This window comes from Actinophytocola xinjiangensis (assembly GCF_001921215.1).
GTDB classification, from domain to species: domain Bacteria; phylum Actinomycetota; class Actinomycetes; order Mycobacteriales; family Pseudonocardiaceae; genus Actinophytocola; species Actinophytocola xinjiangensis.
This window is the reverse complement of sequence record NZ_MSIF01000033.1, coordinates 59,701-75,392: the sequence shown is the minus strand read 5'-3', so window position 1 is coordinate 75,392 and position 15,692 is coordinate 59,701. Positions and strand designations below refer to the sequence as shown.

Sequence of the window (15,692 nt, the reverse complement as noted above, 5' to 3'; positions counted from 1 at the left end):
CTCGGGGGCGGCCGGGGTAGCCCTCGGCGGCGATGACGACGGTGACCGCGGCGCCGTCGGACCACTCCAGGGGTGGCCGGGTCGGCGCGGGCGGCGGTGGCGGCGGGCGCGTGGGCGCCGGGGGTGGTGGCGGGGTCGTCGGGGGTTTCGGGCCGGCCCCCGGGGCGCCGGACGGGGTCGTCGGCGCGGGGTCCTTCGGCGGCGGCGGTGTGGTGGTCGGCGGAGGCTTGGGGCCGCCGGGCGAACCCGACGGCGAGGTCGACGCGGAGTCCTTGGGCGGGGCGCCGGTCGGGCTGGGCGGCGGGTCCTGCTTGCCGGCCGGCGGCGGGCCCGACCTCGGCGCCGGCTTGGGCACCGGGGCGTGCTGGCGGCCGGCACCGGAGGCGACGCCACCCAGCTTGCCACCGACCTTGCCGGCGTTGCCGACGTTGCGGCCCAGGATCGAGGTGAGCTTGCTGACCAGGCCCATGATCTTGGCCAGGGCGGAGACCGCCACCCCGATCGCCGAGGTGACGAACACGGCGATCGACGCGCCGAAGGTGAACGGCATCATCGCGGCCGCGGCGATCGCGCCGCCGATCAGCCCGCCGAGCACGTTGGCGATGATGTCGCGCACCACCGACCGGAAACCGGTCACGCAGGCGCCCATCTTGCTCATGATGTCGGCCAGGCCCTTGAGCGCCTCGCCGACCGCGTTCAGCTCGTCGCGGACCATCTCCATGTCCGCGCGGAACGCGTCGGCCGCCTTGCCCTTCCAGTTCTGGATCTTGTCGACGGCGGTCTTGTGGTCGACCGAGATACGGGTGGTGTACTCCTCGCCCTCGGCCTTGATCCGCTTGGTCTGGGCGGCGATCGCCATGTTGTCGCCCATGAGCAGGTCCAGCGGCTCACGCAGGAAGAACACGTGGTCGATCAGCCAGCCGACCCCGGCGGCGATCAGACTGCCGAACGGGTTGAGCACCAGGGCCACGGTGTCCAGGCCCAACGCGACGCCCGCCGCGGCCATCACCGCGTCGTTGTCCTCCTGGATGCCCTTGTTCAGCAGCACGATGGTGTCGGCGATGCCGGCGCCGGAGAACTTGTCGGTGAGCTCGGAGCCGCTGTCGAACCCGGGGGTGAAGCTGAAGCCGTCGGCGGTGCCGGCCAGCCCCTCGTCCTCCTCCTGTGCCTGCTGGCGCTGTTCGTCGGTCAGTGGGCTCACATCTGCCTCGACAGGATCTTGGCGTTGTCCTCGTCGGAGAACTCGTAGTTGCGGGCCTCCTGCTTGACGCTCTCGTACAGCGAGCTCAGCGCCTCCTGGTACTGGCCGATGGAGTCCTTGGCCTTCGACAGCTCCAGAGCGACCGCGATCGCGAAGAACTGGCCGACGAGCCCGAACACCAGCGGGTCGGTGCGCGTGTCGGCGAGCTTGGTCTGGGTCTCGCCGAGGTCGGTGACCAGACCGTCAACGTGCTTGGCGAACTCGTCGAGCTCGGCCGGGTCGACGGTGAAGCCGTCCATGTGCCCTGTCCTTTCCTGCCCTCACCAGGGCGCGTTGTCGTCCTCGTCGTCGGCCGGCGCGGGGCGGCGGCGGGGCGGCGGGTTCGCCGGCGCCGGGGGCGGCGGTGGCTGGTGTCGTGGCGCGGCGCCCTCCGGGGTCTCACCGACGGGCTCCTCGACGGTTTCCTCGACGGCGGCCAGGTCGCGTTCTGGCTGGTCGTCGGGCTCGTCGGCCTTCGGGATGTGCTCGAGGATCATGTTCAGCGTGTCGGTGCCCTCGCCCAGCGGCGCGAACGCCGACACCATCGCCTGGGACGCCTGGGACTGCGCCGCGCGCACCGCCGCCATGATCGAGCGGGACAGCTGGGTGGGGTTGAGGCTCGACGCGCGGGCGGAGAGCTGCACGTCCTGCAGTGCCCCGGTCGGCGACACGGTCGCGGTGACCACGCCGTCGGGCGAGCGGCCGGTGCCGGTCGTCTCGGCCAGGGTGGCGGCGACCCCGGCGGCGGTGTGCCGCAGCTTCTCGGCGCGCTCGGCGATGTCGGCGAGCATGCGGTCGTGGTCGAGGTCGCCGGTGGGATGGCCCGCGCCGGCGAGGTGGTCTGGTCGCACGTGGTGCCTTCCGCTAGCGGCCGGCGTCGGCCATGGTCTGGGTGATCAGCCGGGTGACCCGGCCCTCGATGCGGTCGTTGTCGGCCGGCGAGATGCTCAGCCAGTCGTCCTCGCGCACGACCAGGTAGCGGCCGCCCCGGGTGTCCGACCAGCACACCGGGCGCGGCGACCGGTAGGGGCGCGGGCCGGGGACGGTGACCCCGAACTGTCCGCCGCCGGTCCGCTCGGCGACCAGCGTCGTCAGCACCTGGGCGTCCTTCGTGGACACCCCGGCCCTGGTCAGGGTGACCCGCTCGTCGTCGTCCTCGAACGGGTCGTCGGCGAACGATGCCCCCTGCCCGGCGGCGTGCTCGACGGCCCGGTAGGACACGGTGACCGCCGACGCGGTGCCCGGCCGGCCGGGTGGCAGCAGCCCCACCAGGGCCGATGCCTGGGCGGTCGGCCGGATCCCGCTCATCCGCACCACGTCCCCGTACTGCACGGCGACCACCCCGCCGGAGTCGCTGACGGCGGCGACGGCCAACGCCGGCTCCCCGTCGACGAATCCCACGACGTCCAGCGCGATCCGGTGCCGGCACAGGGTGTCCAGTGCGTACACGACGCGCGGGCCGGGGGTGGTGCCGGTGGCCAACCCCCGCTCGGCGAGCCCGACGAACATCTCGGCGGTCAGGTCGGCGCGTTCGCCGGCGGTCAGGCCGACGCTGGGCACGGTCAGCGGGTAGGGCGGGCGGGGCAGGTCGAGCACGTCGAGCAGCAGGTCGAGGTCCCGCACCGACAGGACCAGGTCGGGCTCGGTCACGAGTCCTCCCTCGGGCGGGGCTTCTTGCCGCCGATGACCGAGGGCGGCAGGTCGGTGCCGGGAACCTCGAACAGGTCGTCGTCGATGCGGTAGGCGGTGTTGCGTTCCTTGTCCTCGGCGCCCTGACCTCGGCCGCCGCCCATCCCGCCCATCCCGGGCGACATCCCGGACTGGCCGGCCTGGCCCCCGGGCGCGCCGTAGCGGGCACCGGGCGGCAGCTCGCCGGGAAGCCGGGTCGCGGAGGGCACGGCGCCGGCCGCCGCGCCGGCACCGGGCAGGGCGCGCGGGGCGCCGGCCGTTCCGCTCGCCGGGGGGCCGCCGGGCACGCCACCCGGTCCGCCGCCCGGTCCGCCGCCTGGCAGGTTGGGGGCGGATCCCTTGAAGGGCACGACGTTCGGCCCGTTCATCGGCCGGGGTGGAGTGGGACCGTTCGGGTTCGGCCGGCCACCGGGGTTGTTCGGGCCGAACGGCATCGCCGGCGGGACGGTGCTCTCGGGCAGGCGGATCCCGGGGTTCTGCGGTCGCGGCAGGTCCAGGCCGCCGGGGCCGCGTCCGGTGGGGATCGTCGGGCCGTAGTTGGCCGGGGAGGTGCTGCCCGGGGCGGGCATCCGGACCGTCGGCGGGTCGCTCGACAGGGGCAGCGACACGTTCGGCGGCAGGGTCGGCGTGCTCGACGGAACGGAGGCCAGCGGGACCGAACCCGGGGCGCGGAAGGAGTTCGGGTCCACCGATCCCGGTGGCGGCATCATCCCCGACGGGACGGTCCCCGCCGGCACCGAACCACCGGGTCCACCGGGGACGCCACCGGGCGCTCCCGGGACGCCACCGGGTCCACCCGGGAGGGTGCCGGCCGGCGCGGAGGCCGCGAGTGGTTCGAACCCTGACGGCGCGGTCCCCTGCTGCTGCAGGGTGCGGCTCAACGGTTCGCCGGGCACCGAGGGGGTTTCGGCGGCGTTGCGGGTCAGCGCCTGCTCGGGCTCCAGCCGACGGGCGAGCAACCGGGACCTGGTGCGGGAGATCGGGTCCGGTGGGGCGGCGAACACCGGCATGGCCTGGTCGACCGAGCGGGAGCGTTCCTCCATCCTGGACATCACCGCGACCGCCTCGTCGCGGGCCTGGTTCATCCGCGCGTAGCCGACGTGGAAGTCGGCGAGGGACTGGACGAAACCGACCATCGTCGGCTGGCTGTTGACCCGCGCGACCTCGGTGGCCACGTCGAAGTCGACCGGCTCGGGCATCGCGGCCTTCGCCTCGGCCATGATCTCGGCCTGCTCGTCGAGCTGGCGGGACACCCGCAGCGAGATCGCGGCGGTGTTCGCGCCCCACTCGGCGAGGGTGCCCAGCGCCTTGCGGGTCGCGTCGGCGGCCTCGCCCTCCCAGCTGTCCTCACTGCCCTTGACGACGTCGATCATCGACAGCGACGAGTCGAGCATGCCGTTGCTGGTGTCCGCCCACTCGGCGGCAGCCTGGGTGACCGCCCCGGGATCGTTGTTGGCGTGCACGCCCTCGTAGAGCGCGCGATGCGTGTACCCCGCCCAGTTGTGCGACTCGGTGAGCACCGGGTCCGCGCCGGTCAGCCCGACCAGGTCGGCGATCATGGCCCGCTGGTCGATGGTGGGCCCGTCGCTCATGACGTCACCCGCCGGAACCGGGTGACGTTGTCGTCCTCGTCGGTGCGGTACTGGCGCATCGCGGTGGTGACGGCCTGCTCGGCCTCGTCCAGCGTGCGGCGGTAGCGGGTGAGCATGTTGGTCAGCGACCGGTCGGTCGACGGCCCGTCGGGCGCGGTGCGGGCCGGGTCGCCGTCGGTGGCCGCCCGGCTCCAGAACTTGCCCTCCATCGCACTGCCGACCGGGTTCGCTCCCAGCGGGACGGGCCGGGCCAGCGCCCCGAGCCGGCGCACCGCGAGGTCGACCGCGTCCTGCTGCGCGCGCAGGACGCTGATCAGACGTTCCGCCGCGTCGGGATCCAGGCGGAGGTGCCCGGCACTGACCGAACGGCGCACGGCGGACACGGCGGTGGCCATTTTGGCGAGAGCCTGGTGCTCCTGGGGGGCGTCGCTCACGTGGGGTGCTCCTTGCTGTGCGCGCGTGGACCGCACAGTCTTGTCATGTCAGGAGCGACGAGCAGGTGGACACGCGCGACGGTTGCCGGATCGGCCGCCCAGATCTGCCCTCGGTGACCACGGCAACCCTGGGCCGCAACCCACTCGGGGCTGGCGGTGGACCACCAGTAGGATCCACCGCCAGCCCCGAGCACGGGCCAGAAACCCTAAGCCGTACAGGCAGACCCGTTGAGCGTGAAGTTCCCGGGCGCCGGGTTGGACCCGGAGTAGGTCCCGTTGAACCCGACGCTCACCGAACCGTTCACCGGAATACTCGCGTTCCACGTCAGGTTCGTCGCGGTGACGACGGCTCCCGACTGGGACCACGTCGCCGACCAGCCAGGCGGCGTGAGCCGCTGTCCCCCGGTGAACGCGAACGACAGGGTCCACCCGTTGACCGCCGCCGTGCCCGTGTTCGTGACGGTCACCCCGGCGGTGAACCCGCCGCCACCACCCCAGTCGGTGGCGCTGTAGGCGACCCGGCAGGCCCCGCCCCCGCTGCCCTGTTCCGTGGTGAACGTGGCCGTCGCCGACGGCGTGGACAGGTTGCCGGCACCGTCGCGGGCCCGCACGTACACCTGGTACTGGGTACCGGGTGTCAGCCCGGTCAGCGTCGTCGAGTTCCCCGACGGTTGGGCCAGCAGCGAGTCGGTGGTCCCCTGCTCGCGGTAGACGTTGTACCCGGCCAGGCCGCTGCCGCCGGTGTCGGTCGACGCCGACCAGGTCAGCGACGCCGTCGTCGCGGTCACGCCGGAGGCGCCCGGTGTGCCGGGAGCCGTCGGCGGAGTCGTGTCGCCGCTGCTGCCGCCGGCCAGCGTGTCGTGCACCGTCGTGTAGGCCTGCTTGCGCTGCATGTTCTCGTCGGCCAGGTGCGCCGATCCCTCACCGGGGAACGCGCTGGGGATCCACGAGTACTTGTCGCTGTAGCCCCAGAACGTGACACCGACGCACCGGGTGACACCCAGACAGGCGTTCACGGCGTTGCGGTAGTAGGTGTTCTGGGTCGCGATCTTGCTGGAGTCCGACGGCAGCTGCATCCGCACGTCCAACTCGGTGATCGCGACGTCCAGCCCCAGGTCGGCGAAGCGTTGCAGGTTCTGCTGCATCTGGTTGGGGAAGCCGTACTGGACGGCCAGGTGACCCTGGAAGCCCACGCCGTCGATCGGGACGCCGTCCTCCAGCAGACCGCTGACCAGCCGGTACATCCCGTCGCTCTTGGCGCCGAGGCCGTCGGTGTTGTAGTCGTTGATGTACAGCTTCGCGGTCGGGTCGGCGGCCCGGGCGGCACGGAACGCGTCGGCGATGTAGCTCTCGCCCAACCGCTGCAACCAGAACGAGTTCCGCAGCGAACCGTCCTCGTTCAACGGTTCGTTGACCACGTCCCAGGCGTAGATGTCGCCCTCGTACTTGTCCATCACGGTGCTGATGTGGTTGCGCATCGCCGCGCGCATCGCGGTGGCGTCCAGGTTCTGTACCCAACCGGGTGTTTGGCTGTGCCAGACGAGGGTGTGGCCGCGCACGCTCTGGCCGTTGTTCTGTGCCAGGGCCATGATCTGGTCGGCGCGGCCGAAGCTGAAGCTGTTCTGGCTCGGCTCGATCGCGTCCCACTTCATCGCGTTGGCGGGGGTCAGCTGGCCGAACTCACTGTCCACGGCGGCCAGGTACGGGGCGTCGTTCAGTTCGTTCGTGTCGACCGCCGTGCCGACGAACTTGCCCCTGGCCGCCGCGTGCGACTGCAACGGGCCCGACGCCTGCGCCGGGCCGGCCGTGACCACTGTCGACAGCACACCGATCGCGAGACAGCTCGCGGCGGTGAGCACCTTTCTCAACAACATCACATCTCATTCCTTTGTGGACTGTTCCCGCCGCTGTCATGTGGAACGGCCGGGGTGGCCCGCGGTGCGGGCCACCCCGGACCGGGATCAACCGAAGAGCCGGCCGTACTCGGCCAGTGCCATCGCCAGGTCGGCCTGGGCCCAGAACCGGTGGTACCGGAACGTGGGCGCGTCGCCGTCGTTGAGATAGCTCTCCACCTTCGGCCACGCCTCGTCCTGGCGGTACCAGGAACGCAGGCCGATGAACGTCGACTGGCTGTTGATCGTGTCGCCGTTCGCCATCGTGCCGGTGAAGCCGCTCGGCACGTAGACCTGGTCGTCGAAGCGGTCGTAGTCGCCCCGGGACTCGGTCACCGAGATGCCCTTGTCGTCCTGGTTGGGCGCCGCCCACATCGCGTCGAGCAGGTCCTTGGACATGTCGCGGGCCTCGGTGTCACCGGACTCGGACGCGTAGTGCATCAGCGTCTTGGCCAGCGCCGCCGTGATCCCGACGTCCTGTCCGTGGGTGGACACCGTGACGTGCAGGCCGTTGTTGGCACCGGGGGTCTGCGGGTTCCAGGTGTCCGGTTGGCCGGTCCAGGTCAGGTTGTCCGGAATGGACCACGTGCCCTGCGCCGGGTTCACCGTCGTGTTGTCCATCGCCCACGGGACCCACTTGTCCAGCAGCGCCTTCGCCTCGGCGTTACCGGTCTGGTTGTACAGCTCGGCGATGCGTTCCATCGACCACGCCTGCATACCGAACCACCGGTTGCTCGGCGGGTCGTGGTACACCGGCTGCCAGTCGTAGAACATGCCGTAGAAGGTCGGCGTGCCCGACGGTGGCGTGTCGTAGCGGCCGTTCCAGCTGTTGGTCGCGCCACCGGCGATGCCGCCCTCCGAGGACTGCAACCACCGGTAGAACTCCAACTGCCGGTCCAGGCTGGTGTTCCAGTCGGTCACCGCGCTGGGCGACTGCGGGCGCAGCGCCGGCACGTTGGCCAGGGCGTAGGCCGCCAGCGGGTTCTGGTAGCCGAAGTGCGCGGGGCTCGACCCGATCCGCCACGCCCAGCCGCCGTCGGTCGCGCCGCCCCAGGCGTAGTACCAGGACAGCAGGTAGTGCGCGCTGTCCTTGCCGTTGCCGGCGGGGCAGGTCGACGGGCCGACACAGTTGCCGATCTTCTTGAAGTACTTGTCGTACATGGAGTACCGCAGGTAGTCGCCCATCTTCGCGGCCTTGGTGAGGGTGCCGGAGATCTGCGACTGGTTGCCCTGCGAGGTCGACCACTGCAACGCCCAGTACGCCGCCTGCACGGCCCGCGCGTCGGCGTCGGGCGCGTTGGTGTAGCGCCACTGCCGCGCGTACTGCGCGTCGTCGACGAACAGCGGCAGGAAACCGTTGGTGCTGCCGTCGTTGAAGCTCTCCCACGACGGGTGCGGCACGGTCTCCCACACCGACTCCTGCGGCCCGCGCTGGAAGGTGTTGATGTAGGACGGGCTGCCGGTGCCGTCGCCGCGCCGGCCGTAGCCGTAGCGGTTGTCGACGTCGAGCAGCCAGTGCATGCCGTAGATGTCGCGGGTGCCGTAGGTGCTCTGGAGTTCCGAGGCCAGCGGGTCGTTGCCCGGGGTCACGTTGGCGTCCAGCGCGACCGGGTAGTCGTTGGGCAGGTCCTCCTCGGGGGCGTAGGTCGCCGGGTCGGCCGGGTTGTAGCCGGCGTTGCTGGGCTGGTCGGCGGCGGTGGGGATGATGTGGGTCTCCATCGAGGTCCACGCCGTGTTGAATCGCGACCAGTCCTCGGTGACCTGGCCGTACTGGGCTTCCAGCCAGATCCAGTAGCTGAACGCCTCCGAGGTCGTGACGTGCCCGTAGTCGGGCGCCTCGACGATCAGCGTCTCCACCGAGTGGTACGGGATCGGCGGGTTGTGGCTGGAGAAGTAGCCGTTGGCCGGGTCCTTGATCTTGTCGTAGAGCGCCATGAACCGTTCGACGTAGTCGGACTGGTCGTTGTCGGCCTCGGTCGCGTTGATCGTGGCCGAGGTCTGGCCGGTGGCGCTCGCGGTGAACGTCGCCGTGCCGTTGGCGCTGTCGGCGTCCTCGGCGGCGGCCAGGGTCACCGTCTGCGGCGTGTTCCAGTTGCTGGTGGTGAACGTGCGGGACGCGCCGGACTGGACGGTCAGGTCGGTGTCGCCGGTGGTGCGCGCGGTGCTCACGGTGACGCTGGCCGACGGCTGGGCCGACAGGCGCACCGCGACGGTGGCCGTGCCGCCCTCGGGGACGTTCACCGCGCTGGGCTCGGCGATCACCGACGGCCCGGTGTTGGGCGTGACGGTGACGTCGACCGGGGTGGAGTTGGTGAACGCGCTCTGGTTGTCGTAGGCCCTGGCGACCAGTACGTGGTTGCCGGCGGGGGCGTTGGTCCACGAACCGGTGTACGGGCTGGAGGTGTCGGTGCTGATGAGGGTGGAGCCGGCGTAGAACTCGACGCGGTCGACCGAGCCGTCGGCGTCGGCGGCGGTCGCGGCGAGCGGGATGGCCGTGCCGGCCGGGTAGGTCGAGCCGGTGGCCGGCTGGGTCATCGTCACCGTCGGGCCGGCGTTGCGGCCGGTGCAGGCGGTTCCGTTGAGGGTGAAGGAGGTTGGCGGGGAGTTGGCGCCGGAGTAGGTGGCGTTGAACCCGATCTCGGTGGAGCCGCCGCTGGCGAGGGTGCGGTTCCAGTCGAGGTTGGTGGCGGTGACGTTGGCCCCGGACTGGGACCAGTTGGCTGACCAGCCGGGCAGGGTGACCCGCTGGTTGCCGGGGAAGGCGAAGCCAAGCGACCAGCCGGAGACGGCGTCGCCGAGGTTGTTGATCGTGACCCGGGCGGTGAAGCCGCCGCCCCAGTCGGTGACGTTGTAGTCGACGGAGCACGCGACCGCCCGCGCGCCGATCTCCGAGCTGGCGGGGACGGTCGTGGCGACGAGTGCCAGTGAGGCGAGGATGCCTGAGAGCGCTCCCAAACGTCGGGGTCTCATGTGTTCTCCGAACTTGCGAGGGTAACGAGTCCAGCGCGAGGGGACGCCGCCCCGACTACGGCGCCCCGAACGCCGCCCCGCACACGAGGTGCGGGCCGGCCGTTCCGTCAGCGGATCAGCTGGTCACAGCGCCGGGTAGGCGTTGGCCATGAGCTCCTGGAACTGGGCCGAGAACCAGTGACCGGACAGCGGGGCGTCGCCCAGCGCTCCGGACATGTTGTCGTTGTTGCGCGGGTTGCCCTCGTAGGTGGGGTCGCACATCCGGTCGAAGCCCTTGCCCTCGTCGTTGGGGATCTCCTCGCTGGCGCCGTCGGACTCACCCGGCGGCTTGATCCAGACGAAGGCGTCGACACCGGTGGCCGGGTTGGCCCTCGGCCGCTCGCCGAGACCGGCACCGGACTGGTTGCACCAGTTGCCGGTGTTGAACCGGCGGTCGATGCGCGACTCGTTGACGAAGGTGTTCGCGTCGGTCGACGTGCTCGCCGAGGTGGGCCGGTCGGCGCCGCCCCAGCCGTTGCGCGAGGTGTCGATCAGCATGCCGATGTTCGCGTCGAAGCACTGCGAGTCGGCCTGGGTGCGGAACGCCTGGGCGAAGGTCAGCTCGTCGACGTAGCGGTTCCAGTCGACCCAGTCGGTGTGTTCCCTGACCGGGCGGCCACCGACGACGGTGTTGGCGGTGAAGAACTCCTCGCGCAACGCGCTGTAGTTGGCGGTGTTGGCGATGAAGCCCCACACGTCGGACGGGGTGGCGCCCTCGGCGTTGGCGGCCTGGCACATGATCTGCACGGTCGGGTTGAAGTTGTCGTCCCAGCCGATCCAGCCGTGGTGCCCGGCGTCGACGTAGTTGTAGACGTTGGGGATGTCGCCGAGCTTGTTCAGCGCGTAGCCCACGCCCTTGACGTAGTTGCCGTTGGCCTTCATCGTGTTGCAGTTCTCGGTCTGCGTCTCACGCGGGGCCACGTTGGTGATCAGGTTGGGCAGCGAGTCGATCTCGATGACCGTCACGATCCGCAGGTTGGCGTAGGCGGGCCGGGCCAGGATCTCGGCGATCGGGTCGATGTAGCCGGTCTTGTAGGTGTCGATGTCGTCGGCTTCCAGCTCACCGTTGGACGCGAGCGCGGCGCAGTCGCGGCCGGGCAGGTTGTAGATGACCACCTGGAACACCAGCGGGTTCCCGGCGGCCTGGCGCACCGCCTCGTCCAGGTGCGCGACCAGCCCCCGCGCCCCCGGCGTACCGGTGATCGCGGCCCGACGGTCCATCCAGACACCCGTCGGCTGGTTGGCGATCCGGCTGCCACCGGGCTCGGCGTTGGCCCTGGCCTGCCAGTCCGGGTTGACGTAGACGCGGGCGCCCTCGTAGGGGTTGTTGGCCTTGTTCGGGTCCGGGCCGGGGCCGGGTCCGGGACCGGGGTCCTCACCGGTGCAGGCGGTTCCGTTGAGGGAGAAGGAGGTCGGCGCGGTGTTGCTGCCGGAGTAGGTGGCGTTGAAGCCGATCTCGGTGGTGGCGCCGGTGCCGAGGCTGCCGTTCCAGGCGAGGTTGGTGGCGGTGACGTTGGCCCCGGACTGGGACCAGTTGGCTGACCAGCCGGGCAGGGTGACCCGCTGGTTGCCGGGGAAGGCGAAGCCGAGCGACCAGCCGGAGACGGCGTCGCCCAGGTTCTCGATCCTGACCCGGGCGGTGAAGCCGCCGCCCCAGTCGGTGACGCTGTAGTCGACCCGGCAGGCGACGGCCGCACTCGCCGGGGTGGTGGTCAGGGCCATGGACAACGTTGTCGTCGCCACGACCAACGCCGTCGCCATCGCCGTCAACCGACGGGGCACTTTCTTGTTGGACGGATCGGATCTGAATCTCATCGCGGGTTCCTCCGCTCGCCGGTGAGCGTCTTCTGGGAGCGCTCCCAGGAATGGAGCATAACTCGGGCTCACAGCGCGTGTACAGACACTCACTCTCGATGAACAGTTCAGTAACCGAACTCAACGATCAGCACTAGGCTCACCGGCCGAATCCTGTTACGCCCAAAGGATGTCCGGCCGGCCCGCAACCGGGCCGACGATCCTCCGGAAGTTGAGCGAGACTCAAGCGGCGGTGGCTGATTTCAGGGAGCGCTCCCAGAGCGGGATGGGGTCGAGGGTGTTCTGGAGTGCCTTCGGGAACCGCCGAGGCGGGTTTCGGGCCGTGGGGGTGCCGCCGGGACGCGATCGGGAGATCAACCCGGTTTCCTGGCGAGGATGCCGAGCATGCCGGGCACCGGTTCCCCACCCTCAACGAACCGCTCAAGCCCCATCCCCACCGCCACGACACCGTTGAGCAGGCCGGCCAACGGCACGTGCACCGCCCCCACCTTGTCCCGCAGCCCCTGATCGGTCCACGATTCCTTCGTCCAGTGTGTCTCCCGGTAGCCGCCCCGAACGACCACCGCCGCCGGGTCGGAGTGGTCGGCGAATCCGCCGACGAAACACGGGTGCACCCCGACATGCGCATACACCCCGCCCGGGGCCAGGACCCGTTCGATCTGGCGCAGCACCGCGAAGAAGTCCGACATGTCGGTGTGCGCCATGACCGTCACCACGGCTGACACGGCACCGGAACGCACCGGCACCAACGCGGCATCTCCCCTGGCGACCGGCAACCGCCCCCGGGCGTGGCCGAGCATGCGTGCGGAAATGTCCACTCCCACCGGGGTCCAGCCCAGGTCGGCGACCGTACCGGCGTTGTGCCCGGTTCCGCAGCCGATCTCCAGGCACGGGCCCGACCCCGTCCCCAACAGTTCTCCCAACGCGGCGTGCAGGCCGAGCGGATCCTCCCCGCCGCCGAACCGTTCCTCATACCAGTCGGCGATCTCGTCATAGGCAGCGGTCATGGTGACGCGGGTCTCCTTCCCGGTTGTCACACACCCGCCGGGCGGCGGGTCGAGCCAGTGACAGCCACAACGAAGGAGCTATCGATGACCCACCTCATTCTCACCCTCGTCGCCGCTGGATTCGTCGCGTTCTCCGCCGGCGCGACGTATGTCAGGGCCGGCTGGGTCACCCGGTCGTTGACCGACTACGGGGTTCCTCGGTCCTGGTGGCCCTGGCTCGCGCACGCCAAGGCCGCCGGGGCCGTGGGGTTGCTGGCCGGACTGGTCGTTCCGTTCGTCGGGGTGGCCGCCGGGATCGGGCTGGTGCTGTACTTCGCGGGCGCGGTCGTCACCGTCGTCCGCGCCCGCTGGTACAGCCACCTTCCCTTTCCGGTCCTGTACGTCATGCCGGTGGTGGCCTCGATGGTCTTCTACTGATAGCAGGTGATCATCGCGCTCCAGTAGTCGTAGCCCGGCGCGCCCCACTCCGGGAGCGGCGGGACGACCACGTAGGTGAGGTCGCTGATGGAGCAGTCAACGTCCCATTCGATCTCGTAGTCGTCGGCGATCTGCTGGATCTCCTCCGCACTGTCGGCCAACTGGACCCACCGCGCGAAGGAGTCGTCGGCCTGGGCGGTGGCCGTGGTGGCCAGCGACAGTCCCATCGCCAGGCCGAACGCGGTGACGGCCAGGGCCAACGTCCGTGTCACACGTGCCATGTCGTTCCTTCCGTTGACGATCTGCGTTGCTGGTCAACGGAACTACGCACCCGGTGCGCGAAGGGTTCACGCCGCCGGACGTTCGGCTATCACATCCACCAGGACGTCCGGGTAGTTGGTGATGATGCCGTCCACACCCTTCGCGATCTGGGCGCGCATGTCGGCGGCGCTGTTCACCGTGTAGACGTAGATCTCCAGGCCGGCGTTCTGGACCTCGTCGACGTAGGTCCCGTCGACGGTGGTGTACCCGGGGTTGATCTGGTCGGCCCACGCGGCGAACTCGGCGATCCGGGCCTCGGGCACCCGGCCGAGCAAGCCGTGCGGAATGCGCGGCAACAACGTCTGGGAACGCTCCATCGACGCCCAGTCGAAGCTCTGCACCACCAGCCGGTGGGCCAGGTGCGACGGCGCGGGCAGCAGCCACCAGCGGTCACGGCCCAGTTCGGTCGCGATCTCGGCCTCGATGCCGGGGTAGAGCGCGGGTTCCTTGACCTCCAACAGCAACCCGACGTCACCGCCGCGCAGAACGGCCAGGGTCTCGGTGAGGGTGGGGACGCGTTCGCCGGCGAACTCCGCGTCGAACCACGACCCGGCGTCCAGCTGGCGGATCTCGGCGAGGGTGAAGTCGGCGATCGCGTAGGAGTCGCGGTCGGGGAAGACCTGTTCGACGTCGGTGGTGCGGGTCAGGGTGGTGTCGTGCATGACGACCAGGGCGCCGTCGGCGCTGCGCTGGACGTCGATCTCCACCATGTCGGCGTTCATCGCCACGCCCTCGCGGACGGCGGCGAGGGTGTTCTCGGGCGCGTGGGCCGACGCGCCCCGGTGGGCGACGTTGGTGAGGTCCGGGCGGACGGCGGCGTCGGCGGTCGGCGCCACGACGGGCAGCAGGACGACGGTGACGAGCACGGGAACGAACCGGCGGATACGTGGGTTCACGACACTCCTCAGTGAGTGGGTGATTTGCTCACAGTCCATCGATCATGGGTGAACCCGCCATCCAGGCGCAAGGACGGCGACGGCTCTCAAAAAAAACTTTCGCCGGGGTGTCGATCCGCGGCGGGCTCCTCCGACGCACTGCCAGGAACCCGCTGAAGGAGCACCAGCAATGATCATCGATGCCACCACTACCGCCCAGGTCAGGACCGCGATCCACACCGCCAACGAGCAGAACCTGCCGCTGGCCGTCTACGCCACGGGCCACGGCGGCGAGATGCCCGACCCGGAGCGGACCGTGGTCGTCACCACGTCGGCCATGAGCACGGTGATCGTCGACCCGCGGCGCCGGATCGCGCGGGTCGGCCCCGGCGCGCGGTGGTCCGAGGTCATCGAGGCGGCGGCCCCGTTCGGCCTGGCCCCGCTGGCCGGCACGAACGCGACGGTCGGGGTCATCGGCTACACGCTCGGCGGCGGCATGGGGTGGCTGTCCCGCGCGTTCGGCTACGCCGCCGACAGTGTGGTGCGCGCCGAGGTCGTCACGGCCGACGGCCAGACCCGCACGGTGTCGGCCGACCAGGACCCGGACCTGTTCTGGGCGATCCGGGGCGGCGGCGCCAACTTCGGCGTGGTCACCAGCCTGGAGTTCCGCCTGCACCCGGTGCCCTCGGTGTACGCCGGCAGCGCGACGTTCCCGCTGGAGCGGGCGGGCGACCTGCTCACCTGGTACCGCGACAACGCGACCGCCCTGCCCGACGAGCTGACCGCGAACCTGGTGCTCACCCCGGACTCGGTGGCCGTGCGCGGCATGTACGCCGGCGGTGCGGTGGACGCCCGCCGGGCGCTGGCGCCGCTGCTGGGCGCCGCCGGCACGCCGGTGACCGACACGTGGCGCAGCATGTCGTACACCGAGAGCGTGACGGTCGGCGGCACCGCGCCCCGCAACTTCACCCTCCTCGCCGACCTGCCCGACCCGGTCATCACCGGCGCCGTCGACGCCGTCGGCGAGGGCGCCGACGCCGTGGAGATCCGCCTCTGGTCCGGCGCCATCGCCCGCCCCGACGCCCACCACGGCCCCGCCGGCCACCGCGACGTCCCGTTCTCGGCCGCCGTCGTCGGCTCCCCGGAGATCGCCGAGCCGATCACGTTCCACGGCACCGGCGGCTCGTTCCTCAACTGGCTGCCCGACCCCACCCGAACCCACACCGCGTACACGACGCGGAACTACGCCCGGCTGCGCGACCTCAAGCACCGGTACGACCCGAACAACCTGTTCGGCCTGGCCAAGAACATCCCGCCGGCGGTCCGCGAAACCGCCCGCCTCGGCGCGTAGTTCCCGCACACACAGCGCACAACGCGGCTGCTGGTACCGGGGCGGTTCGA

General features: G+C 70.8%; 14 protein-coding genes. 2 read left to right on the top strand and 12 right to left on the bottom strand.

Annotated elements, in window-relative coordinates:
- From BLA60_RS37870 to BLA60_RS37825, 10 genes are all read right to left on the bottom strand, one after another.
- The coding region (locus tag BLA60_RS37870) for a hypothetical protein (RefSeq protein ID WP_075137904.1) at positions 1–1,201 on the bottom strand (1,201 nt) is incomplete at its 3' end.
- A complete protein-coding gene (locus tag BLA60_RS37865; protein WP_075137903.1) occupies positions 1,198–1,500 on the bottom strand; it encodes a type VII secretion target in 303 nt (100 codons plus the stop codon). The genes BLA60_RS37865 and BLA60_RS37870, both read right to left, overlap by 4 nt.
- Before the next feature lie 21 nt (positions 1,501–1,521).
- Positions 1,522–2,091 carry a YbaB/EbfC family nucleoid-associated protein gene (locus BLA60_RS37860; protein ID WP_075137902.1) on the bottom strand — a complete coding sequence of 190 codons (570 nt, stop codon included), beginning with the start codon at positions 2,089–2,091 and terminating at the stop codon, positions 1,522–1,524.
- 13 nt (positions 2,092–2,104) lie between these two features.
- Entirely contained in the window at positions 2,105–2,890 is a 786-nt protein-coding gene (locus tag BLA60_RS43985) for an ESX secretion-associated protein EspG (protein WP_075137901.1), read from the bottom strand.
- Positions 2,887–4,521: a WXG100 family type VII secretion target gene (locus tag BLA60_RS37850; RefSeq protein ID WP_075137900.1), complete on the bottom strand. Its 1,635-nt coding sequence runs from the start codon at positions 4,519–4,521 to the stop codon at positions 2,887–2,889. Before BLA60_RS37850 ends, BLA60_RS43985 begins: the two co-directional genes overlap by 4 nt.
- Positions 4,518–4,955 carry a hypothetical protein gene (locus tag BLA60_RS37845; RefSeq protein WP_154814874.1) on the bottom strand — a complete coding sequence of 146 codons (438 nt, stop codon included), beginning with the start codon at positions 4,953–4,955 and terminating at the stop codon, positions 4,518–4,520. The genes BLA60_RS37850 and BLA60_RS37845 overlap by 4 nt, the downstream gene beginning before the upstream one ends.
- Positions 4,956–5,161: 206 nt before the next feature.
- Positions 5,162–6,829, bottom strand: coding sequence for an endo-1,4-beta-xylanase (locus tag BLA60_RS37840; protein WP_075137911.1), 1,668 nt, complete (start codon positions 6,827–6,829; stop codon positions 5,162–5,164).
- Between the two features lie 87 nt (positions 6,830–6,916).
- Positions 6,917–9,817 (bottom strand): glycoside hydrolase family 48 protein, encoded by a 2,901-nt coding sequence (locus BLA60_RS37835; RefSeq protein WP_075137898.1) that lies wholly within the window; start codon positions 9,815–9,817, stop codon positions 6,917–6,919.
- 123 nt (positions 9,818–9,940) lie between these two features.
- Positions 9,941–11,671 (bottom strand): glycoside hydrolase family 6 protein, encoded by a 1,731-nt coding sequence (locus tag BLA60_RS37830; RefSeq protein WP_281257514.1) that lies wholly within the window; start codon positions 11,669–11,671, stop codon positions 9,941–9,943.
- 353 nt (positions 11,672–12,024) lie between these two features.
- Complete coding sequence (locus BLA60_RS37825) at positions 12,025–12,678, bottom strand: class I SAM-dependent methyltransferase (RefSeq protein ID WP_075137896.1); 654 nt, start codon at positions 12,676–12,678, stop codon at positions 12,025–12,027.
- Between the two features lie 84 nt (positions 12,679–12,762).
- On the opposite strand from BLA60_RS37825, the gene BLA60_RS37820 reads away from it, so the two are divergent.
- On the top strand, positions 12,763–13,095 hold the full coding sequence (locus BLA60_RS37820; protein ID WP_075137895.1) for a DoxX family protein: 333 nt from the start codon (positions 12,763–12,765) through the stop codon (positions 13,093–13,095).
- Here BLA60_RS37820 and BLA60_RS37815 read toward each other — a convergent pair.
- Together BLA60_RS37815 and BLA60_RS37810 are read right to left on the bottom strand one after the other, a co-directional pair.
- The gene (locus BLA60_RS37815; protein ID WP_154814873.1) at positions 13,089–13,376 is read right to left on the bottom strand and encodes a hypothetical protein; all 288 of its coding nucleotides are present in this window, start codon (positions 13,374–13,376) and stop codon (positions 13,089–13,091) included. The genes BLA60_RS37820 and BLA60_RS37815 overlap by 7 nt on opposite strands.
- Before the next feature lie 66 nt (positions 13,377–13,442).
- Positions 13,443–14,312 (bottom strand): glycerophosphodiester phosphodiesterase, encoded by an 870-nt coding sequence (locus BLA60_RS37810; RefSeq protein ID WP_245812437.1) that lies wholly within the window; start codon positions 14,310–14,312, stop codon positions 13,443–13,445.
- A gap of 169 nt (positions 14,313–14,481) precedes the next feature.
- On the opposite strand from BLA60_RS37810, the gene BLA60_RS37805 reads away from it, so the two are divergent.
- Positions 14,482–15,642: an FAD-binding oxidoreductase gene (locus BLA60_RS37805; protein ID WP_075137892.1), complete on the top strand. Its 1,161-nt coding sequence runs from the start codon at positions 14,482–14,484 to the stop codon at positions 15,640–15,642.
- Positions 15,643–15,692 lie beyond the last annotated feature (50 nt).